Here is a 24,719-nt window from a genome sequence, read left to right as displayed (position 1 = left end):
AGAATAAACTACTTTTGTATTTACGAATAAAGTAACAGCTGAGATGTTTATTCGTTTTCAAAATTAACAATTATTGTGCCTAAAACTTATTAATGTCTTCACAAAATATTTACATTCTTGGAATTGAGTCGTCTTGCGACGATACTGCGGCTTCTATTATCCATAACGGGCGCATTTTAAGCAATGTTGTTGCTAGCCAAAAAATACATGAAGAATATGGTGGTGTTGTACCAGAATTGGCCTCTCGAGCGCACCAACAAAACATTGTTCCGGTTGTACATCAAGCCATTGAAAAAGCGGGCATTACAAAAGATGACTTACACGCTATTGCATTTACGAGAGGACCTGGATTAATGGGGAGTTTATTAGTAGGAACGTCTTTTGCAAAATCTTTAGCCTATGGTTTAAACATTCCGTTAATTGATGTAAACCACATGCAAGGGCATATTTTAGCGCATTTTATTGATGAAGATGGTTTTGATAAACCACCATTTCCGTTTTTAGCAATGACCATTTCTGGCGGACATACACAAATTGTTAGAGTTGATAACTATTTTGACATGACCGTTATTGGTGAAACTATAGATGATGCCGTTGGAGAAGCTTTCGATAAAAGTGGTAAAATTCTAGGTTTAGGTTATCCTGCAGGTCCAGAAATTGATAGACGTGCGGCATTAGGAAATCCTAAAGCTTTTAAATTTACAAAACCCAAAGTTGGTGGTTTAAACTTTAGTTTTTCTGGTTTTAAAACTGCCGTGCTTTATTTTATACAGCGAGAGGTTAAAGCTAACCCAAATTTTATAGAAGAAAACTTAAATGATATTTGTGCATCTATTCAATACACAATTATTGGCATTCTAATTGACAAATTAAAATTAGCAACAAAAGAAACAGATATAAACCACATTGCTATTGGCGGTGGTGTTTCTGCTAATTCTGGCATACGACAAGCCTTAAAAGATGGCGAACAGAAATTTGGATGGACAACCTATGTACCTAAATTTGAATTCACTACAGATAATGCTGCAATGATTGCAATTGTTGGCTATTTAAAATATTTAGAAGGCGATTTTGCTGAGCAGGATGTTGTGGCTTCGGCTAGGTTGAAGATTTAATGATAAAACAATTACATACAAAAACTCATCTTTATTTTTGGGCAACTGCGGCAATAACGGTATTAACTGGATATGACTATTATACTAATATTAGTTATGAAGCTTTAGAAATAAATGTAAATGACACATATTATGTTATTTCAAATTTAGACATCACTATTTTAATTGCATACGCATTAGCCTTTATTGGGTTGATATATTACTTACATGCTGTATTTAGAGTTCCTCTCATTAAATTTTTAACAACCATTCATACTCTAGCAACCATTGGATGTATTATCCTTTATTTTTTAAGTCCATTTTTACCTTTGAAAAACGACAAGGAATTCCCGCTTTTTGATGATGAAATTTATATTGATTCGTTCTTGATCATTATTGGGAGCGTTTTTATATTTACTCAAACCTTATTATTATCTAATTCAATTATTAGTATAATCAAGCGATATAGACAAAACAAGAAGTTATAAACAATCCCTTCTTAAAAACTTATTTGGGCTTTAATCATATGGCTCACTATTCCTTTTAAATTTGAAATTGAATTAAAACCTACATTTATGTTTAAAAAATTACTTATTCTATTAGCATTTAGTACATCCTCTTTTTTAATAGCTCAAACTTCAACCGAAAAAGAGCTAGAAATTCTTGAAACCCCAGAACAAGCTGAAAGCTATTTAGAAACAAAAAAGTCTAAAAAAAATAAACTCATTACGTTTAATGAAGAAAAACACAAAACCATTTTAGCCAAAGAACTTTTTAAACTTAGAATTGGCGGAACAAAAATTAATGAAAGAGAGTTTGAAAAAACATATTATAAAGTCATTAGTAAAACAAAAAAAACATACCATAGAATTGCTTATATTTATATAGATGGGTCTAAAAATAGTTTAAACGAAATAAATGAATTTAGAGATAAAATAATAGCAAAGTATAATAATGGTGCCCCGTTTGATTTTTTAGCAAAACAATATTCTAAGGATGATAATGCTAATAAAGGTGGTGATTTAGGTTGGTTTTTAAAAGAAGATATGCATCCTGATTTTCAGAATGAAATTTTTAAGACAGACCATAGCTTAAATGATATTTTTACTGTTGATGTACCTTCAGAAAATTGGTATTATGTTGTTTTAAAAACACACGAACCAAAAGATATTTCAGAAATTGAAGTTTTAAAAATTGTTGAAACAAAAAACTAATGCAACTTTTTTACAGTCCAGACCTTACCGAAAACACTTCGCAATTCACTTTTAATAAAGAGGAAAGCAAACATATTGTAAAAGTGTTACGTAAAAATATTGGAGACACCTTACATATTACAAATGGTAATGGCTGGCTATTTCATGCAGAAATTTCAGTTCCCAACATCAACAAATGCACAGCAATTATTGTTTCTAAAACGCTACAACCAAAACACGCATACCAATTGCATTTAGCTGTTGCTCCAACAAAAATGAACGACCGTTACGAATGGTTTCTAGAAAAAGCTACCGAAATTGGTATAGACAGCATCACGCCTATTATTTGCGATCATAGCGAACGAAAAGTGATAAAGCCAGAACGTTTTGAGCGCATTATACAATCGGCCATGAAACAATCGCTTAGCTGTTATTTGCCCAAACTTAATGAAGCAATCTCTTTTCAAAACTTTATAAAACAAGACTTTGAAAACGATTTATTTATAGCACATTGCGAGGAAACGGACAGAAAATCGCTAAAACAACAACTAGAACCAAATACCAATATAACTATTCTTATAGGTCCTGAAGGCGATTTTTCTGTTAAAGAAATTGCCAAAGCACTAGAAAATAATTTTATTCCTGTAACTTTGGGAGAAACAAGATTACGTACAGAAACGGCAGCTATTGTAGCTTGCCATAGTGCAGCCTTTATAAACGAGGCCTATAACGGGCAATAAATTATTAAATGAAGTTAATTATTTCTTTTTTCTTTGCGCTATTTTTTCTTTGCTCTTTCGGTCAAGATTTAGCCATTTTAAAATACAAAGGTGGTGGTGATTGGTATGGCAATCCAACGGCATTACCAAACCTTATTAAGTTTTGTAACGACAATATTAATACTAAAATAAACGAAAAACTACAAACGGTTGAAACTGGTAGTGCTGATATTTTTCAGTACCCGTTTTTACACATGACCGGTCATGGTAATGTGTTTTTTAGTGAAACGGATGCTGAAAATTTACGCAACTATTTAATGTCTGGTGGATTTTTACATATTGATGATAACTATGGTTTGAAGCCTTACATTACCGAAGCGCTTAAAAAAGTATTTCCAAATAAAGATTTGGTTGAATTACCAACCAACCACCCAATTTTTAGTAGTGTTTATAAATTCCCTAACGGCTTACCAAAAATACATGAGCATGATGGCAAACGTCCGCAAGCATTCGGACTTTTTAATGAAGATAGACTTATGTTACTATTTACTTACGAAAGCGACTTAGGCGATGGCTGGGAAGATACCGAAGTACATAACGACCCTGCTGATGTTAGAGAAAAAGCACTAAAAATGGGTGCGAACATTATTAAATATGCTTTTGAAAATTAAATTTATATGAAACTAAGTTACTATTGTAGTTCGCCTTCGTGTAAAAAATTAAATTACATAAAAGTAAAGTCGAATAATCGTTTTGATTTAAAAGAAGAAATTGGACTAGAAATAAACGAAAGATGTAAGCATTGTGGAAATCACACAAAAAGACACATTAACAGATTGCATGCAGGGCCAAATTATAAAATAATAGCTGGAGGCGTTATTCTAGCTGTACTATTTACTGTTTTATTTTGGGACTTAGGTTTTATTACAACGCTTAGCGGAACTGTTCCTATTGCAATTTGGATGAGCGAAGAAAAAAGAGCAAGCACATTTAACAAACTATTATTAAGAGATTAAAACGTTTATATATGGCAAAAGTATAGGCCTTCCTATTTCATGCTTTTTACTAATAGCTTTTATGCAACTCACCCACTACAATACAAACTTTAAAAAACGAACATTCCCTATCACATTAATTTGCGATAACGTTACCAATGCACCAAATATTGGTAGTTTATTTAGAATAGCTGATGCTTTTGGTATTGAAAAACTTATCCTTTGCGGTGAAAACATTCAATTGGGACGCAAAATGGCTAAAACCTCTAGGGCTACTGAAAAAGTTGTGAATTATGAGATTCTAGAATCGGCATCAGAAGCAGCTGAATCGTTAAAAAATAAAGGCTACCAAATCATTTCATTAGAAATTACAGAGTCAAGTCAACCTATTCATACCATTCAATTTACAGAAGAAAAACCAATTGCATTAGTTATAGGCGACGAGAATTTTGGAGTTTCAGAACATATTTTAAATATATCCGATAATATTATTCACATTAACATGTTTGGTCAAAATAGCAGTATGAATGTTGTACAGGCTACTAATATTGCCCTTTACGAAATAACAAAACAATTACTTTAGTGTATCATGAATGCGGTACGATTGATACATCTCATAATTCTAATAATAAAATTAGAATGTGATTTCTCCCTTTAATTCGAAATGACTAAATTTACTTTTAAAATTATATAATTGAACTCAAACACCATTTCTAACGGTATTTTAAAAGCTGTTGGTATCATTTTAGGCATAGCCTTATTGCTTTTCTTCTTATACCAAATTCAGTCTGTTATTGGATACATAGCCATTGCAGCAGTAATTTCATTAATTGGAAGACCTATAGTTTTATTTTTAGAACGTAAATTAAAATTTAAAAATACCATTGCTGTTATAGTAAGTATGGCAATGTTATTAGGGTTATTTACAGGTTTAGTATGGTTATTTATACCGTTAATAATCAAACAAGGTCAAAACTTATCGCTGTTAAATATTGAAGAACTTCAAATAAACATTGAAAACCTTTACAGCGAAATAATTACTTATTTTGATATACATCAAATTGATGTAGAACAGTCGTTAAAAGAATCTAATTTACTTTCTAAAATAGACTTTTCATTAATTCCAGATTTTTTAAACTCGGTTATAAGCGGACTAGGGAGTTTTAGTATTGGATTATTTTCGGTTTTATTCATCTCTTTTTTCTTTTTAAAAGACAGTCGTTTGTTTGAATCTGGTATATTAACTTTTATCCCTGATAATAAAGAATCGCGCTGGAAAACATCTTCTACAAAGATTAAAGATTTATTATCTAGATATTTTGTTGGTCTTATATTTCAAATACTAATTCTCTTTATAATTTACACTATTGGGTTATTGATTATTGGTGTTGAGAACGCCATTGTTATCGCTTTTTTGTGTGCACTTTTAAACTTAATCCCATATGTTGGTCCATTAGTTGGAGGAATTTTAATGATTACTTTAACGATGACAAGTAATCTTGGAGAGTCATTTAGCGAAATTATTTTGCCTAAAACATTTTGGGTATTTATCGTTTTTATGATTGGTCAATTAGTTGATAATTTTGGAAGCCAACCTATCATATTTTCAAAAAGTGTTAAGTCGCATCCACTTGAAATTTTCTTAGTCATTTTGATTACAGGAATTTTGTTTGGCGTTATTGGTTTAATTGTAGCTGTTCCAGCTTATACAGCTATAAAAGTAATTTTAAAAGCCTTTTTATCTGAAAACAAAATAGTTAAGAAACTTACCCAAAATCTTTAACTATCAGTTTGAATAAAACAATATTAAATACTGATATTCAGTTTTTTATAAAAACCAATGAGAATTCCATAATTGGTGATTTACTACTAAAAGGTACTTCATTTTCTGACGTAGATACTAAAACAATTGTGGAGCAAATTGAAGCTCGAAAACGGAGTAAATCAAAGCTTTCCACTTGGTTTAAAACCTCAAATATTTACTATCCTAACAAGTTAAATATTGAGCAAACTTCATCTGAAACTACTGCAAAATACAAATCGGAATTATTAAAAGGAAACTCAATTATTGATTTAACTGGAGGTTTTGGAGTGGACTGTTTTTACTTTTCAAAGCAGTTTAAAACAGTAACCCATTGTGAAATAAATGAAACACTATCAGAAATTGTTAGTCATAATTTTCAGCAATTAAAAGCTAATAATATTAAAACTATCAACACAGATGGTATTGCGTATTTAAAAACTTCTAAGAATAGATTTGATTGGATTTATATTGATCCTTCAAGACGACATGACAGCAAAGGGAAAGTCTTTTTTTTAATTGATTGCTTACCAAATGTGCCAGAACATTTAGAATTGCTTTTTTCGCATTCTAAAAACATCATGATAAAAACATCTCCTTTATTAGATTTATCTGTTGGTATTGGCGAGTTAAAGTATGTGAAAACCATTCATATAGTTGCAGTAAACAATGAAGTAAAAGAATTGCTATGGGTTTTGGAACTGGGTTTTAAGGACCAAATTTCGATTGAAACTGTAAATATAAAAAAGGAAAGCAACGACACCTTCAAATTTAATTTGGAAGAAGAAAAACTAAGTGATTCTGAATACAGCTTACCACTCACCTATCTATACGAGCCTAATGCTGCTGTTTTAAAAGCTGGTGCGTTCAATCAAATATCAAAACAGTTAAAGCTTTATAAGCTTCAAAAACACTCACATCTATACACTAGTAATCAGCTTATAGATTTTCCAGGAAGAGCTTTTAAAATTGAAAACCTAATACCGTATAATAAAAAAGCGCTTAAAAAATTAGCCATTACAAAGGCAAATGTTACCACTCGAAATTTCCCTGAAACGGTTCAACAACTTAGAACTAAATTCAAAATTAAAGATGGTGGCGATAGGTATCTCTTTTTCACAACAGATATGAATAACCAGAAAATAGTCCTAATAACTACCAAGGCATAAAACAAAAACTATGACGCTACAAGAACTCGTTGGTGACTATTCAGTAATTGGTAGTAATCAAGATGCAGAATCAAACACCTATAAAGGTTCGCTTAGCTTAACTATTGACGAAAACAATAGAATTAACGCAAAATGGCTGATTAATAAAACACAAGAGCAATTTGGCAATGGATTTTTTAAAAACAACATTCTAGTAATTAATTTTAATTACAAGGATGAAAATACTGTTTTTAAAGGTGTTGTAGTTTACAAATGTATTTCTAAAGATATTCTAGAAGGCTTTTGGTCTGAAAAACACGGTGACCCAAACTATATTGGAGAAGAACGCTGTATGAGGATTGGGAACTTAAAAGAAGTTATTAATTAAGACCTAAACTTAAGATCTAGGTTTATCTATACCTCTATCATAAAGCACAATACTACCAGCTACAGCAACATTTAAACTTAATTCTGATTTAAATTTTACCAAAAAATGAGACTTCTCTATAGCTTGACTAGACAAGCCATGATCTTCAGCTCCAAGCAAATATACGCAACGTCTTGGGTGATGAAAGGTTTCTAAAGCTTCTGCAGTATCTGTAAGTTCTATACCAACTAATCTCGCGCCTTTTGGCAAGTTTTTAAAAAAATCGTCAAACGTATCATAATGAAAATATGGCATGGCTTTTACAGCATCATGAGTATCGCTTGCTTGTTTAGCGTATCGATTTCCTATGGTAAAGATAAAACTAGCACCTAGATTTTGCGCAGAACGCCATAAAACCCCTAAATTTTCAGGTGTTTTTCCATTCTGAATGCCTATTCCGAAAAATTCGTTTGTAAAATTATCACTCATAATTAAATTGCTTAAAGCATAAATAAACTAAAAAATAAATTAGATGACAAACCCTATTATTTAAGTATGCTGTTTAACCATTTCTCCATAAGTTTAGGCCAAGTTTCTGCTGCGGTATTACCTTTTCGTAAACCATAACCATGTCCACCACTATTTAACATATGTAATTCTACTGGTACTTTTTTATCCCTTAATACTCCAGACATTACTAAAGCACTATTACCAAACTTATCGTCAGCAGTAGAAAAAACAAAACATGGCGGTGAATTTTGATCTATTTTTATCTCTGGGCTTATCGTTTTTTTTATACCATTATCCAAATAAGCTGGATAAATAAGTGCTGTAAAATTAGGACGACTAGAAAGCGCATCAAGCTCATCTAACTTAAAATAAGAATCATTTTCATAACTTGTTGATGCTAATGCAGATAAATGTCCGCCAGCAGAAAAACCCATAATACCTATTTTTTGAGGGTCTAAATTAAATGCATCTGCTTTACTTCTAACCATCCGAATGGCTCTTTGAATATCTTGTAAAGCTCCTAATCTCTTATTTGGCACTCTATATTGCAAAACAAAAGCGGTATAGCCTAAACCATTTAACCAATTAGCAATTTCATACCCTTCTTTATCAATCGCCAAAATATTATAGCCACCACCAGGACAAACTATAACTGCAGAATGAGATGCATTGGCGTTTTCTGGTTTAAAAACGGTTAAAGATGGATTTGTAATATCTGTTAATCGAATTACATTATCATTAGCCCCTTTTTTTACAACAGCGGGATGTTTAGGAGATATTTGATCAGGAACATTATTGGGCCACAAAAAAATTGTATCTCTTGTTTGCGAACTTAAACTAAGTGGCAGCATTACTAGAAAGAAAGCAATTAGTATATATTTCTTCATGAAAATAAATTTAAGATATTATTTACCAAAATAAAAGCGTACAATATTAAAACCAACTTAAATTCTAATATTTTTATTTAAAGTTGATTTTCTTATTAATAAAAAAAAGATTAGCCTATTAAAACAAAAAAGCCTCACTAATTAAAGTGAAGCTTTTTGTGAACCACATAGACCTGACTTCAAACCAAATATTTGGTTTTTTTAAGGATTTAATCGAAAAACTATAGTAAAATATAAAATTAGAGCGAAGTATGGCGCTGATTATAAAGGGAACTTAACAGGTAGAGTGTACTGAAAAAATGTCGAACCTTTTGATACTAGAATTAGAGAAATTTGGTATAATATATCATTCCCTAATTCAATTATTCTCGTTTCTTAGGTTCTGTTCCCAAACCCAAGAAGAGCTTATCATATCATCAAGTGCTTTATTAGTAGACCAACCTAATTTTTCTTTAGCAAGATTTGTAGAAGCATAAAGTTGAGGGACATCTCCATCTCTTCTTCCTACAATTTCATAATTAAGTTTTGAGTTGGTAACGGATTCAAAAGTGTTTATAACATCTAATACAGAATACCCTACACCAGTACCAAGATTGAAAAACTCCAAAGATTTTTCTTGTTCTTTTTTTAGTAGCCTCTTAACAGCAATAACATGCGCTTTTGCCAAATCTACTACATGAATATAATCTCGTATTGGTGTTCCATCTTTGGTCGGATAGTCATTGCCATAAACCATCAATTTTTCACGTATTCCTGCTGCAGTTTGAGTAATATATGGCATTAAGTTGTTAGGTATACCGCTGGGTAATTCTCCAATCTCACCAGACTCATGAGCCCCAATAGGGTTAAAATACCTTAATGAAATTGCAGAAAATTCTTTATTAGATTTTGTGTAATCGTCTAAAATTTCCTCTGCTATTTTTTTTGTGTTTCCGTAAGGTGAAAATGGACGTTGAGTTTCGTTTTCCTCAGTAATAGGCAAAACATTTGGTGTTCCATATACCGTTGCGGAAGAAGAAAATATAAAATTATTTATACCATTTTCACTTTGTGCTTCTAATGCATTTAATAATGAATAGAAGTTGTTTTTATAGTATTTGAGGGGTTGCTGCACAGACTCTCCTACAGCTTTATGAGCTGCAAAATGTATAACAGCACTTGCATCTTTATGCGCTTTAAAAGCTTCATCTGTTTTTAATGAATCTTTTAAGTCAACTTTTAAAAATTTGGGCGTTATACCCGTTATTTTATTTATACGATCTATTGTTTTTTCATTTGAATTTGAAAGGTCATCTAGAATTACAACTTCAAAATTGTTTTCAATTAATTCTATAACTGTATGAGAACCAATATACCCACAACCACCTGTTACTATTATTTTTTCCTTCATATTAATTTTTAATATAGATTATGTTTTTAATTATTTTAATTAATCAACTCTCTGATACGTTGTACGGCAGTTTCTGCTGTAATATCACGCTGTGGAGAACCAAACATTTCATATCCAACCATGAATTTTTTAACGGTCGCACTTCTTAAAAGTGGCGGATAGAAACTCATGTGCCAGTGCCAATGTTTATTTTCATTACCATCTGTTGGAGATTGATGAATCCCTGCAGAATAAGGGAATGAAGTGTTAAATAATTTATCGTAAGCTTTAGTTAAAACCGAAATGACTTCTGCATATTGTAAAGCCTCTTTATCATTAATTTCTAAAATACTAGATTGATGTTTCTTAGGTACAATCATTGCTTCAAAAGGCCATACTGCCCAAAACGGTACTAAAACGACAAAACCATCATTTTCAAAAATAATACGTTCTTGTTTTTCTAATTCTTGTGTTAAATAATCACAAAGTAAACTACTTTTGTTTATGTTGTAATAGTTTAATTGCTGTGTATTCTTTTTGTCTACTTCGTTTGGTAAGGTAGACTGACTCCAAATTTGCCCATGCGGATGTGGATTGCTACAGCCCATTACTGCACCTTTGTTTTCAAAGATTTGTACATACTTGATTTTCGGATTTGCAGCGAGTTCCCTGTATTCTCTTTGCCATGCAAAAATCACATGCTGAATTTCTGCAGGCGACATATCTGCTAAACTTTTTGAGTGGTCTGGACTAAAGCAAATCACTTTACAAATACCTGTTTCGCTCTCAGCAATCATAAGTCCGTCATTAACAGAAAATGTTGGTGAGTCACTTTGTAAGGCCGCAAAATCGTTTGTAAATACAAAGACATCGTTGTACTTGGGGTTTACTTCTCCGTTAATTCTTGTATTTCCAGCACATAAATAACATTTTTCGTCGTATTTCGGTCGCTTTTCATTATTTACCGCTTCATTTTGTCCTTGCCAAGGTCTTTTCGCTCTGTGTGGAGAAACTAAAACCCATTCGCCCGTTAAAATATTAAAGCGCTTATGCGAATAATCCTGTAAATTTGAATTTTTCATTATTATAATTGTCAGTTTATTGATTATCTTACTAAGTGTGTTCCTTCAGATAGTTGGATGAAATAAACGGAACACACTTTATTAAATTTATTTTTGTAAGCTTTAGAAGCTGTTTCTGCAAAAGCTTTAGCTTCGCTTTTAGCAATTAAATTGATGGTACAACCGCCAAAACCGCCACCCATCATCCTAGCTCCTAAAACGTGTTCGTTTTTCTTTGCTTGTTCAACTAGGTAATCTAACTCATCACAGCTCACTTTATATTGATTCGATAAGCCCTCATGAGACTGATAAATCAAAGCACCTAAAGTCTCCAAGTCATTATTTTTTATTGCTTTGGCAGCTTTTATAGTTCTGTTGTTTTCCTGAATTACATATAAGGCCTTTTGATAATTAGCAGGTATAACTTTATCTATTATTTTTTCCAAATCAGCTTCAGTTGCATCACGGAGTGCCCTAATACCTAAAAGTTCAGAAACGCGCTCACAAGCAGAACGTCTATCGTTATAGGCACTATCAGATAAGCTATGTTTTACGTTAGTATTAATAAGCATTAGTTGATGATCTTTAAAGTCTATCTTGTAAGGTTTTGACTTTATGCTTCTACAATCTAGATGCAAAGCGTGATCTTTCTTACCAAACATACTAGCATATTGATCCATTATACCGCAGTTTACGCCAACATAATTATGTTCAGCTTTTTGTGATATTAAAATCATATCTTCCTTAGTAAGATTTAGCTCAAATAACTCATTCAATCCAAAAACAATACTATTTTCTAGAGCCGCTGAAGAAGACATTCCAGCTCCTCCAGGGATATTCCCTTTAAAAATAATGTTGAAATCACCAACTACTTTATTTCTATTTTGAATTTCAGCCACGACACCAAATACATAGTTTTCCCAACTACCTTCATTTGATGGTTTGAGCTTGTCTAGTTCAAACTCAATAGTACTATCTATATCTAGCGCAATAGCAGTACAACTACCTGAATTACTTTTTTGAATGGCAGCAGCAATACCTTTGTCCACGGCTGCAGGAAAAACAAATCCGTCATTATAATCAGTATGCTCTCCTATAATATTTATTCTTCCAGGTGAAAAAATCAATAAAGGCAAAGTTTTAAATTTCTTAATGAATGTTTTTTTTACATCTTTTACTAGTGAAGCGCTCATAATTAGTTAGTTTTAATTTAGTTGTCAGATATTTGTAAACTCCATGTTATTTCATAAGATTCATTAGGGTGTAGAGTTTGCAAGCCAATTTTGTTATTAAAACTGTCTGAAACACCTGTAGTAGGCTCGATAGCTATATTATTAGCTTTTGGTGGCGCGTAAACTTGTAAAAAATTGTTTTCAGCTGTTGAACTCATAGTTAACTGATAATTTGGTGTTTTAAACTTAATCTCATTAGAATCTAAAACCCAGCAATCATCTAATTTCTGATCTTTAATATGAAAAGTTTTAATCGGTTCAATATCTTTAAAACCATGTGTTATATTTCGGTTTTTCATAATAACCTTTTTAGTGGAGTCAAAACTTAAAACACTTTTATATAAATTATCACTTAAAAAATAAGGATGCCAACCAAGAGTGAAAGGAAATGTTTTTTGTGATGTGTTTTTTGCAGTAACAACTAAAGATACACCATTTTGGGCAAAAATATATTTTAATTTAATATTGTAGGTGTACGGAAATCCTATAGATACACTAGCTTCATTATACTCAAGAACTATTATCGCTGAAGTATCCTTTGTTGTTTTTTCTATAACCTGAAATGATTTATTAAAAATCAATCCATGGCGTGCATTGTTTTCTTCTTTTTGATTAATTTCAAATTGATGTTTTTCACCCTTATATTTGTAAGTGCCATCTTTTATTCTATTAGCAAAAGGAAACAAAATTGAGGACGCGTATGTTACATCATAAGTTAGAGGTGCTAAATTTTCTATTATAACTTGACCATTTATAGATAGCTCTTGTAAAGTGCCGCCATAATTATTATAAATCTTAGCATACAGTTTACTCTTTGAATTTTCAACCTCTATAGTATTAAGATCTTTGTTATGTGTTATTTTATACACGCTATCATATTTTTATTTAATTACAAAGTATTCCTGATAATTAAATTTTTAGGGCTCTCTATTTTAATTTTTTCCTTATTTAAAATCATTTCTGATAAACGTCTCCCTTAACGCTAAAATGGCGCTAATGAGAAAACGAAAACGGTTTAGTAAAAACCTAAACCGTTGTATTATTATACTTTTCACCGAGTATCGGGATCTAAATTCAAACGATTGACCTCGTGATTATGCAGCCTAAGCCAGCTTTTATAAAACCATTTTACAAGGTTTCTCAAAATATTATTTTATAAAATCGCATTCAAAACGTATGTAGTTTATGCTTTCTGGTATTCAAAATTTTATTACAAATTAAATAATTATAGAAATGTAAACTGACTATTTCTGATCTAAAACACTCACAAATAGGAATCAATATCCTAATTTAAATAATTCTTTCTAACGCTTTACTAGTTTTTTACTTATTGATACGCCTCTATCATCAAGTATTTTAACAATGTATAGACCTGTGGACAAATTGCTTATATCGTATACATTCGTATCAATTTTAGAAATATTGTTCACTTTACTTCCTAGCATATTATAAATAGAAACATTAGTGATTTTTACATTATTTTTTGTTTGTATTCTAAAATTAGATCTAGAAGCATCTTGATATATAGAAATATTTTTTTCTAATTCAAATTCTTTATTGCTTAAAGGGTTAGAATCTAAAATTTGAATTTGATCTATATAACCAGCAATGGTACCTGCAGCATCAAGCACTTGACCTGCGGGGTCATTTTCAAAGCCTATATCAGGGTGGATTGATAATCTAAATAATGTGCCGTGTGTAAAAGATGTTGCTCCTGTATCATTGTCTTTTATTTCAAAAACAATTTCCTGCCATTGATTGGGTGTGGTATAGGCGTTTAAAGCTCTAACAGTTCCTGTACCATTTGAACCATCATCAGGTGCATCAAAACGTATTGCTAAATCTGGCTGCGCAGGATAATACACTAACATGCTAAGATACTTCGTTTCAGTATCAGAGATAGCTAAGTCTGGAGTAACGTTAACCCCTGCTAAAATCCACCATTGTGTAGCACTTCGTTTTACTTCCATACAATTAGCTGTCGTGTTTATACCTGAAGGGTTAGGGTTAGCAACCACTGCAGTTGTTATCCCCCCAGCATTAGCAACCAAACCACCTGCTCCGGATTCAAAGTCATCTACCATTGTTTGTCCGTAAATAAACCCCGAACAACAGATTAAAAATAAAAACGTAATTTTTTTCATAATGTAATATATTTAGTTTGTTAATTATTCACTAAAATTAGAAAATATTGATGGTGATTAAATGGATAATAATTATCAAAACCTAGACGATATTACTATTTTTATTAAAGCAGCCGATATTCACTTAATTTGCAAACTTTTGTAAAACAGAAGTGTACAAAATTATTCAAAAAGCAACTCTTGGAAAACATGTAAAAAGCTACCTAGATAGCCAGATAGCTTTTATTACAGGATATACTTTATTTTTAAAAAGGTTTTAATTCATCTTCCAAACTCTAATATAATCCACCTTTGCCTCGGTATAGTCTCCAATATTTCTTGACGTGAAATTGGAATTAGCAGCACCTCCAAAACTTGCGCCTGTGGATATCCACAAGAACTCCTCTACTTGGGGTACCCAAATACCTTGATATCTTGTTTTAAACTCGCCATCATAATAAATTTCAAGCATATCTTCATTCCATAATAATCCGTAGGTATGGTACCCAGAATGAATACCAGGAGTATCATATCGTCTGGTATTTGCTTTGTGGGATGCACCATAACCATCAATATGCACAACGCTTTTGGTAAAATCTCCTATCCATGCAGATTCAAACACGTCAATCTCTGCGCCATCATTACCCGTACCATCTACATTCCCCATATTATCACCTTGTAACCAAAGGGCAGTATGTGTACCAAACAACGTTTCTGCAATATCTATTTTAGCTTCAATATAGCCATATTTAAATTCAAATAAGTTATTGGTAAAAATGCCTCCGCAATGCAAAACATCATTCGCTCTTTTTTCGCTCTTAAGGACAACATTTCCATCCTTATAACTCACATTTTCAGGCTTCCAAAACCATTGATTAATTCCTATACCGGGTCTTGCTGCCCTACTTTTTGTTGAATTGTTTTTAGTCCATTTGGTTGGTTCAAATTTATCAAAATTGTCTTCAAACATTAATATCCAATTACTGGTGTTTACAGAATTTAGTAACGGTTTTGCGACTGTTACTGTTTCTTCATCGTCATCATCAAATTGTTCATCATTCGGATCCGTTTTTTCATCGGTAGAACACGATACTACTAAAAAAATTGTGAAGCATATAAGGCTAAACAATATTTTGAAAGATAATTTATTTGTTTTCATAGTTTTTTTTCTAGTTGTAATAATGTTTCAATTAAAGTTTAAAGTACCAAAGTGGCCCTGTGACAGAAGCATCTTTATCGTCTTTTACTACTATTTTCCAGTAATATGTTGCATCCACTGCATCCAAAGTAGCTACGTAGGTATTAGCCATTGTATTTTCTGCTACTAGACTTAGCGCATCTTTATCTTTTCCAAAATACACATCAAACGTTAACGGGTCATTATCAACATCTGCTCCAGACCATTCAAGAGTAATTTCAGTGGTGACACTTTCTAAGGTTTGTCCTAAAAAGGGTTTTACTAAACTAGGAGCGAATGGTAAATGATTACTATTAGGAACTTCTTCAGTATAAAATTGTGCCGTTGGTGAGTAATTACTTTCTACACTTTTAGTACTTCTTGCTTTAACTCTCCAATAGTACGCAAAACCTTTCTCAAGAGTTACTATTTTTGACAAGGTTGTAAGTACCTCATCAACGACTTTGTCTGAAAACTGATTATCTTTAGCTATTTCCAAAATATAAATTACTAAACTACCGTCTTCATTTGTAGCGGCTTCCCACTCAAAATTTAATGTGTTTGTAGTACATAATTGATTTTGGGCAGGAAAAATTAGTGCGGGAGATGAAGGTTTAGAATCTGATGTTTCAGCTGGTCCTCCATCAGAATCTCCTCCTGAAGAACAGGAATTACATATAAATGCAACGAGTATTAATTTGTATATAATATTTTTCATGATTTTTCTTTTTTACTGCTTAACAATTTTTAGAGTTTGAGGTTTCTTGGAATCGTCTAATCTTATAAAGTAAATACCTGATGGATATTCTTGCATATCTACAACAACTTTTCCTCCAATTACAGAATATTCTTTTTTTTCTATTAAACCTGAGGTGATGGAATATAATTCTAAATTTGCAGTTGACTTTGAAGTTTTTGGAATACGCAATTCAAACTGATCTTTAACGGGGTTTGGAAATGCCTTTAAAGTTCCTGAAGCATCTATAACCTTGGTTAATTTACCCTCGCAAGTTGCTTTGGCTTCAATATTGATGATATCGCCATCACTTGCCTCGACATTAAAAGATGTGTCATAAGTTTCTAAAACTTGTAAATTATTTACAAAAACTTTATATGGTGCTGTACCTGTTTTAATGTTAACAGCTACTTTACCCTCTTTTGTTGAAGAGAACTTACCTGATAATAATTCAGAGCCTTTTACTTCAAGATTCACACAATACTGATAAGTAGTATTTGTAATTCCTATACAAACATCATAAGTGCCTGGTTCCAAATTTGGAAGGTTTAAAACCTCATTAAAGCTATACTCTATACCACCAATGGTTACATTATAGTTATGCCTGAATTTTGAATCTATCTGTATTTGCCCATTTTTCCCTTGACAGGTTTCATCGACAGTTTCAATAGTAAAGTTATCTGCAGCTACGAAAATTTCTGAAAAATCTTGATCTAATATAAAATCTAAAATACCACTTCCATAAGTTGCAAAACGCGCTGCATTTTCAGATTCAATAAATTGTACATCTGTATAGCCAACTGAATTTGGAACATCTAGTCCATCCATTTTAAACCATTGATCTTGCTGAACAGAATACACCCAAGCCCCGCCAAACTCGCAAGCGGCAAAAATATATTGCCCGTTTGGTGATGCATCTAACTCTGAAATACGATCCACATTAAGTCCTGAATTATGATTCTTAAATGTTTTTCCACCATCATGAGAAATTAAAAACATATTGCCTTTACCTGCATAATATACGGTTGCTTCATCTATTGGGCTAGTAGCAATAACTTGTCGCCTTTTTCTATGCGAACTATCCTCCTGTGGCCATGAACCACTAAAGTTACCTGCCGCAAATGAGTTTCCGCCATCAGTAGAATACATAAATCGTCCTGATTTTAAACCCACATACCAACGGTTTTTATTAACCTTTGAATAACCAAAACTGCTCGCACCTTCGTTAAAAACAAAAGGATGCAATGTTCCCTCTACTACAGTACCATCATAACTAATTTTATGTAACTGCGTACCCCACGGGATATATACTGCATCTTCGCTATCGTTCGGCGAAGGCGTCATGCTTGTAGCTGCCCAATTTGAGTAAAGGTCTCTTTTAGAAACTACGGTTCTAAAATTACCACCATCATTAACAGAACTTCTACCAATAGCACCATAATAATACCAATACCAAGCCGATTCACCACCATTTGCAATAGTAACCCTTAAGACATCGGTATTAGCTTCTCTTGCTGTTGGTATCGGAATACTTTTGTCATAATCATTATCTCCAGAGAAACTTTGAGAACCTCTATCTTGATTGGCCGTATAAACTAAATTGTATTTCTCACTTGTTTCTGCATCATAACACATAGTAGTTGGATTACCTCTACTTACACTTATCCAAGAATTCCAATTTTCAGGTGTTGTAGAATAATACGTTCCAAAATCGTATCCCGATATGGTGAAAAACCCGCCATCTTCTTTATCAAAAGTTTTAAAATGTTGTAAATCCCAAACATAAATATCGTTGTTGCTTAGTACGTGTTGATTTCTTGTCCAATTTACACCGTAATCTGTAGAAATCCACAACTCCACAAAGCCTTTAAAAACAATATTGGGTTGGGTTGGGTGTACTTCTTCTATGTTTCTTCCTGTATCACTAGCCGTAACACTTTGTGTCCATGTAGCACCTTCATCTCCTGAATAAAAAATTGTATTATTGCCATAACTAATATAAAAATGAGTTGTACCATTTACTGTAGTTCCTTGCACGGAATCCAAAGAGGCTACCGTTGTTGTTGGTTCATGAATTAATGCAAAGTCAGTATCATTTTCATCCATTTTGTACACGTACAATTTAGAATCACTATTTCTTCTAGCAAAAAGATAAACGGCTCTGCTACCATGTGGTTTTAAAATCTCAACATCAAACGTGTTACTTTTAAAATTTAAAGCTGATGTTGTATAATTTAATCCATAATCTGTTGAAATATAAACATAATCGTACCAAGCGTTCCCATCGGAAGCATTTCGTCTAGCTCCGTGAGCTACAATACGCTTTCCTATGTTTTGCTTTGTTACCACAGTGGTATAATTTGCACTGCCTTCAAAGAACGCACCATTCGCATCCATCCATGTTCTGCCTTCATCATCGGAAAACTCCATGCTACCATTGTTTTTTTGGTTAAGCATCCTAAATGAACCATCTGGTAGATTAACACCATTAAATTTATCACCTTCAAAACTTTTTGAATGATTTCTAAGTGACCACTTTACTGATGCACTTTCGTCAATTTTATAGATATGTCCTGCAAAAGACACAATATACATTTCCTCGTTTACTGGATCATATAATGACCCATCAGTTCTAAAACCACCTTCACTATAACCTGGTGGTGTATCCGAGGTCATGTGCAAATATTTCTGGTCCCATGTTCCTGAAAGCGTACGGTTAGCATAAAAGTACTTATCAGGTGGAGGCATCTCCATATTGCGTTTTGCTTGCGCGAAATAATCAGAAAATTCCTTTTGACTACTAAATTTAAAATTCGATATTTCTGCCTTAGCCAACCAAGAATTATAGTCTGCTAAATCATCTCCATCAAGGGTTTCAAAATTAAATGGTTTAGGAAGTGCTTCAGCATCCATAGCCATTTCATAAGCTATTTCTTCAGGTGTTTCTTCTTCATAATTCTCATAATCAGTACCATAATCGTACTCAAGTGCTTTGTCGTTTACATCAAAAAGACTGCTTTGAAATAACAGAATTGTTAGGGTGATAAGGCTGACAGATATCAGTCCCAATAAAAGGTTCTTTTTCATAATAATGACTTTACTTAAAATAGGTATGTAAATTTATAAGAAACAAAGACAATAAATATGAAGCAAACTGCTTTAAACATGTACAAAAACACTTAAAATTGCGTTATAACAAAGAATTATTAGAAATCACTACAATATACTTGATGTCCAAAATCTAATCTCAAACAGCACATATTTATATTAAAAATGAATAATTAAGAATGAAATTTATGGAATTGATAAGTATATAATATTACTTCCATAGTTTTAAACATGTCCATACATATACAATAACACTGTTTTTTTGTTATATAAATTTATTTAAAAATTAAACAGTAATTCAATATTTTTTTGCAGTTTACTTTTACTGAAATACCATGAGTCTATCAAAAAGCCCTATCGGGATGAAACTGAGATAGACTTAGCCTGGGTTTCTTTCCTGAAATTAATTCTGAAACCAATGCTCCTGTTGCTGGTCCTAAGCTCCACCCAATCATAGCATGTCCGGTTGCTACGGTAAGATTTTTACATTTTGAAGATTTACCTATATATGGTAATCCATCTGGTGTGCATGGGCGCAAACCACATTTGGCATTAGCTTTTTCTTCTGAAGTTATGTTAAGTTGATTATAATAAGATGCGCTAGCTTCTGTAATAGCATCTATACGAGAAGAACTGATAGTATGGTTTATTCCTGACATTTCCATGGTACCCGCAAACCTGGTAAAACCGTTCATAGGTGTTACGGCTACTTTTGCTTCACATAATATAGTTGGAATGGTGATTTTCGTATCTCGTTTCACATTTATACTGTATCCTTTTCCTGCTTGAAGCAATATTCTTAACCCAAGTTTTTGACTGATTTTAGGGCTCCAACTTCCAGCTGCCAAAACCACTTCATCACAACTTATATCCTGCTTATCTGTTATTACTTTTGAAATATTATTATTGGTGATTTTAATATCCTCAACCCTTTCATTCGCATAAATTTTAACACCATTGCGCTTCAAAAAAGCGATCATCTCTTCCATAAAATTACAAGGTGTCATGTGAGCGTCTGAATGATAATAAACAGCACCTTTAATATTTAAGTTGGCTCTAGGCTCTAATTTTGAAACTTCAGATGCCGATAAATGTTCTACTTTTAAACCTTCGGCTATTGCTCGTTTGCCCACTTCCCATTCTTCTTCACCTACTTTATCAGTTTTATAGCACATCAACAATCCTTTTCTTTCTAAATGAAAGTTAAAATCTTTTGATGCTTTCAAATCGTCATATAATGCTCTACTCAATAAATTAATCTCCAATAAAGGCTTAATTGCCTTTTCTACTTTTGAAGCTGTTGCCGATTTTTTAAAAGCCCACGCCCATTTTAAGAAGTCTGCATCTAGTCTGGGTTTGATGTAAAGTGGACTTTTAGGATTAAACATCCATTTAATACCTTTTGATAACGTTCCTGGAGCTGCTAAAGAAATAAAGTGGCTTGGTGTGATATAACCTGCATTGACGTAAGAAGCTCCAGAATTCATACTCGATTTATCAATAATTGTAACTTGATGGCCTTCCTTTTGCAGATAATAGGCTGAACATAATCCTATAATTCCACCACCGATAACGATTACGTTTTTATTCATATCAAAATTAAATCACTTGAAACCCATGTGCATAAGGGTCGTCTTTATCATCTATAATAATAGTATTATATCCATAAATTTTTGCCCAGCCTTTTATACTTGGGATAATTGCAGGTTTACCTTGAAGTGTCATCTCCGCTTCAACACGACCTATAAATTTACTTCCTATAAAACTTTCATGAACAAAGTCTTCGCCTACTTTCAATTTGCCTTTGGCATATAATTGCGCCATTCGTGCTGATGTTCCTGTACCGCAAGGGCTTCTATCTATAGCCTTATCTCCGTAAAAAACCGCATTTCTTCCCGAAGACTTAGAATCTATTGGAGTTCCCGTCCACAATACATGTGATACATCTCTAATAGTTTTATTTTCTGGATGAATAAATGTATTTGGATATTTTTGATCGATACGTTGACGTACCACTTGAGAATATTGAATGATTTTACTTGCTGAAAAATCTTGAATTCCTGAGAAGTTGCTCTGTGGGTCTATTATCGCATAAAAATTTCCGCCGTAAGCTACGTCAAAAACCAGCGTTCCCAATTCGGGACATTCAATGGTTAAACCTTCGGCAGCTAAATAACTTTTCACATTGGTTAAACGCACCCAATCTACTTTATTATCGGTTTGCTGATATTCAATTTCTACCAAACCAGCAGGTGCTTCCATCCTTATTTTTCCAGGTGTTTTTGGTGTTACTAATCCCTCTTCAATAGCAATTGTAATGGTGCCAATTGTACCATGACCACACATAGGCAAACACCCTGAGGTTTCAATAAATAAAATTGCAAAATCGTTTTCTGGGTTATGTGGTGGGTACAAAATACTACCACTCATCATATCATGTCCACGAGGCTCAAACATTAAACCTGTACGAATCCAATCAAATTCTTTTAAAAAATGTTGTCGTTTTTCGCTCATGTTTGCGCCTACCAATTTAGGACCGCCTTGTTTTATTACACGTACAGGATTTCCGCAAGTATGCCCATCAATACAAACAAAAGTGCTTTTAGCCATTTTCAAAAACTTTAGTTCATTACTTCAATGCTTCTGGTAATAATTCTTTTGGAAAAGACTGATAACTCACAGGACGCACCCAACGCTTAATGGAATTAGTTCCAACAGCTGTAAAGCGAGAATCGGTAGATGCTGGATAAGGCCCCCCATGTTGCATGGAAGCACAAACTTCAACACCAGTTGGCACACCATTAAAAATGATACGTCCTACTCTATCTTCAAGGGCATCAACAATATCTTGAAGGTTTGTATATTCTTCTTCCTCGGCAATTATAGTTCCTGTTAATTGTCCTTCTAAACCGTTTATAATTGTAATTAATTCCGATTCATTTTCGGCTTTCACTACTAATGAAAAAGGTCCAAAAACTTCTTGATGCAATTTCGGATTCTCTAAAAAATCTTTTCCTGAAACGCTTACTACTTGCGATGGCGCATAATTAGGCGCTACTGCTGCTTCAATTTTTGCAATAGTCTCCGCTCCTTTTTGAGTAGCTACATTTGCTCCATTTTCTACAAATCCTGCTTTAATTTTAGGATGTAACATACACTGCGCGTCTATAGCTACTGTTTTATTAGCTAAATCGTTTATAAAATTTTGTGTTTTATCACTATCAATCGTAAGTAATAATCCGGGGTTGGTGCAAAACTGACCTGTTCCCAAAGTAATAGAACCTGCATATTGAGATGCTAAAGCTTCCGAACGTTTCTCGATGGCTTTAGGTGTAATAATTACTGGGTTTATACTTCCCATTTCGGCAAAAACCGGAATAGGTTCCTCACGTTGCGCTGCTAAATTAAATAAAGCGCGACCACCGCCAACACTACCAGTAAAACCAACAGCTTTTAATTTAGGGTGTTTTACTAAAGCCGACCCAATTTCTACACCTTTTCCATTCAAATTTGAAAACACGCCGTTTGGCATCCCTGTGTCTTTTGCCGCTTTAATGACGGCGTTGGCAACCAATTCGCCAGTTCCAGAATGCATAGGATGCGATTTTACGATAACAGGACAACCAGCTGCTAAAGCACTAGCCGTATCGCCACCTGCTGTTGAAAATGCCAACGGGAAATTACTGGCACCCAAAACCACAACAGGCCCTAACGGAATAGCTGTTTTTCTTAAATCGGCTTTTGGTAAGGGTTCTCTATCGGGTTGCGCAGCATCAAACGTGTTGTCTCTCCAATCTTCATTAAGTATTAATTCTGCAAAGGAGCGTAACTGGAAAATGGTTCTACCGCGTTCACCAACAGCTCTTCCTTCTGGTAAACCTGATTCTGACATGTACATATCAATTAATGTTTTATCTAAAGCTAAAATCTCATCGGCAATGGCGTTTAAAAACGCGGCACGTTTAGCTCCTGATACTTTTCTGTACACTTTAAATGCATCCCAAGCTAGGTTTACGGCTTCATCTATTTCAACTTCAGTCGCATCAATAAATATCGTATCGTTTTCAATGTTCAATTTTGGATTAACGGTTTTATATGTGTTATGCCCTAAAGCTTTAAGTGTTTGCCCGATATAGTTTTTTCCTGTAATCATCTTGACTTATTATTAAATATTTTTTTAAAATTTATGTAAAAACGAAGCTTTTTCAATTTTGAATATTTGAAAGAATCAACTTATTAAGTCCAGTGCTTCAAGTCGTTCTTTTGCCAGAATATATCTTGCATGGACATCATCAATTTGCTGTTTAGTTAATTTCTTACCAAAGGTACGCAGCCCTCCAGCAACATCATTATAGTGAATTCCCATAGCAAGTTTAAGATATTCCAAAAGCAGCGACTGAGCATCTAGATACGATATGGAATTTAAAGCCTGAGAAATTTTATTTGCCTGTGCCCATTCTCCATTTAAAACATATTCCTGCATGGTAACACTTGCTTTTGGAAAGATACAACCTACACCCGTAATTCCTCCACATGCACCAGCAAGTCCTGCATGTACGGTAACTGTATCTACTCCTGCCAAAACTTTTAAATCTTTATTCTCTAGCATCAACGTTTCAATAATTGAAACATCTATAGTCGATATTTTAAGAGCAGTTACTTTAGGAAGAACAGAAAGTCTTAAAAGAAGATTAGTTGAAAGCGAATGATATCCAGCTGCATCAGGATTGTTATAAGGCATCATTGTTACACCTACATCCTTTGCAGTTGCTTCAGAAAGCGCATAATACTCATACATTTCTTTTTCAGAAGGCACTTCCTTAGTTTTTGGCGGCATAACCATGACTGTATCAACTCCAACTTTTGCAAGTCCTTCAATGATTTTGGCAAGTTCTTCCTTAGTTTCTGCTGAAGCTCCGCTGATTAATGGAACATTGTATTCTTTAGCAACCTCAGAAAGTGATTTAAGTAAAGAAAGACGCTGTTTGGTGCTTAGGTAGCTATTCTCACCTAGAGTACCAGAACCGACAAGTCCACTCATTCTGCTTCCTCCCTTTCCTTGAGCTTTTAAAATACCTGCCGCCTGTTTTTGTGTTGTATCAAAGTCAATTTCAAGAGTGCCAGATTTTGACTCTTTCAACCATGTAAACACTGCAGGCATTACACCATCCCAATTGGATTTCATATTATTTTATTCTT

At 33.2% G+C, this 24,719-nt stretch carries 24 protein-coding genes; 10 read left to right on the top strand and 14 right to left on the bottom strand.

Annotated features, from left to right (window positions below; all coding sequences use genetic code 11):
- Window positions 1-92 precede the first annotated feature (92 nt).
- From tsaD to SJY43_RS11605, 10 genes are all read left to right on the top strand, one after another.
- A complete protein-coding gene (gene tsaD / locus SJY43_RS11650; protein ID WP_396600916.1) occupies window positions 93-1,115 on the top strand; it encodes a tRNA (adenosine(37)-N6)-threonylcarbamoyltransferase complex transferase subunit TsaD in 1,023 nt (340 codons plus the stop codon).
- Complete coding sequence (locus tag SJY43_RS11645) at window positions 1,115-1,582, top strand: hypothetical protein (protein WP_396600915.1); 468 nt, start codon at window positions 1,115-1,117, stop codon at window positions 1,580-1,582. The genes tsaD and SJY43_RS11645 overlap by 1 nt, the downstream gene beginning before the upstream one ends.
- A gap of 87 nt (window positions 1,583-1,669) precedes the next feature.
- The gene (locus SJY43_RS11640; RefSeq protein WP_396600914.1) at window positions 1,670-2,308 is read left to right on the top strand and encodes a peptidylprolyl isomerase; all 639 of its coding nucleotides are present in this window, start codon (window positions 1,670-1,672) and stop codon (window positions 2,306-2,308) included.
- Window positions 2,308-3,027, top strand: a complete 720-nt coding sequence (locus SJY43_RS11635; RefSeq protein WP_396600913.1) for a 16S rRNA (uracil(1498)-N(3))-methyltransferase — start codon at window positions 2,308-2,310, stop codon at window positions 3,025-3,027. Before SJY43_RS11640 ends, SJY43_RS11635 begins: the two co-directional genes overlap by 1 nt.
- Window positions 3,028-3,035: 8 nt before the next feature.
- Window positions 3,036-3,677, top strand: a complete 642-nt coding sequence (locus tag SJY43_RS11630) for a DUF4159 domain-containing protein (protein WP_396600912.1) — start codon at window positions 3,036-3,038, stop codon at window positions 3,675-3,677.
- A 6-nt stretch (window positions 3,678-3,683) separates the two neighbouring features.
- The gene (locus SJY43_RS11625) at window positions 3,684-4,022 is read left to right on the top strand and encodes a hypothetical protein (protein ID WP_396600911.1); all 339 of its coding nucleotides are present in this window, start codon (window positions 3,684-3,686) and stop codon (window positions 4,020-4,022) included.
- A gap of 61 nt (window positions 4,023-4,083) precedes the next feature.
- Window positions 4,084-4,584, top strand: a complete 501-nt coding sequence (locus SJY43_RS11620; protein WP_396600910.1) for a TrmH family RNA methyltransferase — start codon at window positions 4,084-4,086, stop codon at window positions 4,582-4,584.
- Window positions 4,585-4,695: 111 nt separating this feature from the next.
- Window positions 4,696-5,784: an AI-2E family transporter gene (locus tag SJY43_RS11615; protein ID WP_396600909.1), complete on the top strand. Its 1,089-nt coding sequence runs from the start codon at window positions 4,696-4,698 to the stop codon at window positions 5,782-5,784.
- 8 nt (window positions 5,785-5,792) lie between these two features.
- On the top strand, window positions 5,793-6,971 hold the full coding sequence (locus tag SJY43_RS11610) for a THUMP-like domain-containing protein (protein WP_396600908.1): 1,179 nt from the start codon (window positions 5,793-5,795) through the stop codon (window positions 6,969-6,971).
- Between the two features lie 10 nt (window positions 6,972-6,981).
- Window positions 6,982-7,338 carry a hypothetical protein gene (locus tag SJY43_RS11605; protein ID WP_396600907.1) on the top strand — a complete coding sequence of 119 codons (357 nt, stop codon included), beginning with the start codon at window positions 6,982-6,984 and terminating at the stop codon, window positions 7,336-7,338.
- Window positions 7,339-7,347: 9 nt separating this feature from the next.
- On the opposite strand, the gene SJY43_RS11600 is transcribed toward SJY43_RS11605, so the two are convergent.
- From SJY43_RS11600 to SJY43_RS11535, 14 genes are all read right to left on the bottom strand, one after another.
- Window positions 7,348-7,806, bottom strand: coding sequence for an RNA methyltransferase (locus SJY43_RS11600; protein WP_396600906.1), 459 nt, complete (start codon window positions 7,804-7,806; stop codon window positions 7,348-7,350).
- Window positions 7,807-7,862: 56 nt separating this feature from the next.
- Entirely contained in the window at window positions 7,863-8,714 is an 852-nt protein-coding gene (locus SJY43_RS11595; RefSeq protein ID WP_396600905.1) for an alpha/beta hydrolase, read from the bottom strand.
- Window positions 8,715-9,072: 358 nt separating this feature from the next.
- Window positions 9,073-10,104: a UDP-glucose 4-epimerase GalE gene (galE, locus tag SJY43_RS11590; RefSeq protein ID WP_396600904.1), complete on the bottom strand. Its 1,032-nt coding sequence runs from the start codon at window positions 10,102-10,104 to the stop codon at window positions 9,073-9,075.
- A gap of 35 nt (window positions 10,105-10,139) precedes the next feature.
- Window positions 10,140-11,165, bottom strand: a complete 1,026-nt coding sequence (locus SJY43_RS11585; protein ID WP_396600903.1) for a UDP-glucose--hexose-1-phosphate uridylyltransferase — start codon at window positions 11,163-11,165, stop codon at window positions 10,140-10,142.
- Between the two features lie 23 nt (window positions 11,166-11,188).
- A complete protein-coding gene (gene galK / locus SJY43_RS11580) occupies window positions 11,189-12,337 on the bottom strand; it encodes a galactokinase (RefSeq protein WP_396600902.1) in 1,149 nt (382 codons plus the stop codon).
- A gap of 17 nt (window positions 12,338-12,354) precedes the next feature.
- Window positions 12,355-13,245, bottom strand: coding sequence for an aldose 1-epimerase (locus SJY43_RS11575; protein ID WP_396600901.1), 891 nt, complete (start codon window positions 13,243-13,245; stop codon window positions 12,355-12,357).
- A 435-nt stretch (window positions 13,246-13,680) separates the two neighbouring features.
- Entirely contained in the window at window positions 13,681-14,520 is an 840-nt protein-coding gene (locus SJY43_RS11570) for a T9SS type A sorting domain-containing protein (protein WP_396600900.1), read from the bottom strand.
- 256 nt (window positions 14,521-14,776) lie between these two features.
- Window positions 14,777-15,658, bottom strand: a complete 882-nt coding sequence (locus SJY43_RS11565) for a family 16 glycosylhydrolase (RefSeq protein WP_396600899.1) — start codon at window positions 15,656-15,658, stop codon at window positions 14,777-14,779.
- 31 nt (window positions 15,659-15,689) lie between these two features.
- Window positions 15,690-16,394, bottom strand: coding sequence for a hypothetical protein (locus SJY43_RS11560; protein ID WP_396600898.1), 705 nt, complete (start codon window positions 16,392-16,394; stop codon window positions 15,690-15,692).
- 12 nt (window positions 16,395-16,406) lie between these two features.
- Window positions 16,407-19,499: a T9SS type A sorting domain-containing protein gene (locus SJY43_RS11555; RefSeq protein ID WP_396600897.1), complete on the bottom strand. Its 3,093-nt coding sequence runs from the start codon at window positions 19,497-19,499 to the stop codon at window positions 16,407-16,409.
- Between the two features lie 365 nt (window positions 19,500-19,864).
- A complete protein-coding gene (locus SJY43_RS11550; RefSeq protein WP_396600896.1) occupies window positions 19,865-21,112 on the bottom strand; it encodes an NAD(P)/FAD-dependent oxidoreductase in 1,248 nt (415 codons plus the stop codon).
- 7 nt (window positions 21,113-21,119) lie between these two features.
- Window positions 21,120-22,130 (bottom strand): 4-hydroxyproline epimerase, encoded by a 1,011-nt coding sequence (locus tag SJY43_RS11545; protein ID WP_396600895.1) that lies wholly within the window; start codon window positions 22,128-22,130, stop codon window positions 21,120-21,122.
- Between the two features lie 19 nt (window positions 22,131-22,149).
- A complete protein-coding gene (locus tag SJY43_RS11540; RefSeq protein ID WP_396600894.1) occupies window positions 22,150-23,673 on the bottom strand; it encodes an aldehyde dehydrogenase (NADP(+)) in 1,524 nt (507 codons plus the stop codon).
- A gap of 75 nt (window positions 23,674-23,748) precedes the next feature.
- Complete coding sequence (locus SJY43_RS11535; protein ID WP_396600893.1) at window positions 23,749-24,705, bottom strand: dihydrodipicolinate synthase family protein; 957 nt, start codon at window positions 24,703-24,705, stop codon at window positions 23,749-23,751.
- Window positions 24,706-24,719: the final 14 nt, after the last annotated feature.

Origin of the sequence: Algibacter sp. R77976 (genome assembly GCF_044594645.1) — a bacterium.
Taxonomy (GTDB): domain Bacteria; phylum Bacteroidota; class Bacteroidia; order Flavobacteriales; family Flavobacteriaceae; genus Algibacter_B.
This window is presented reverse-complemented; position numbering and strand designations above follow the sequence as displayed.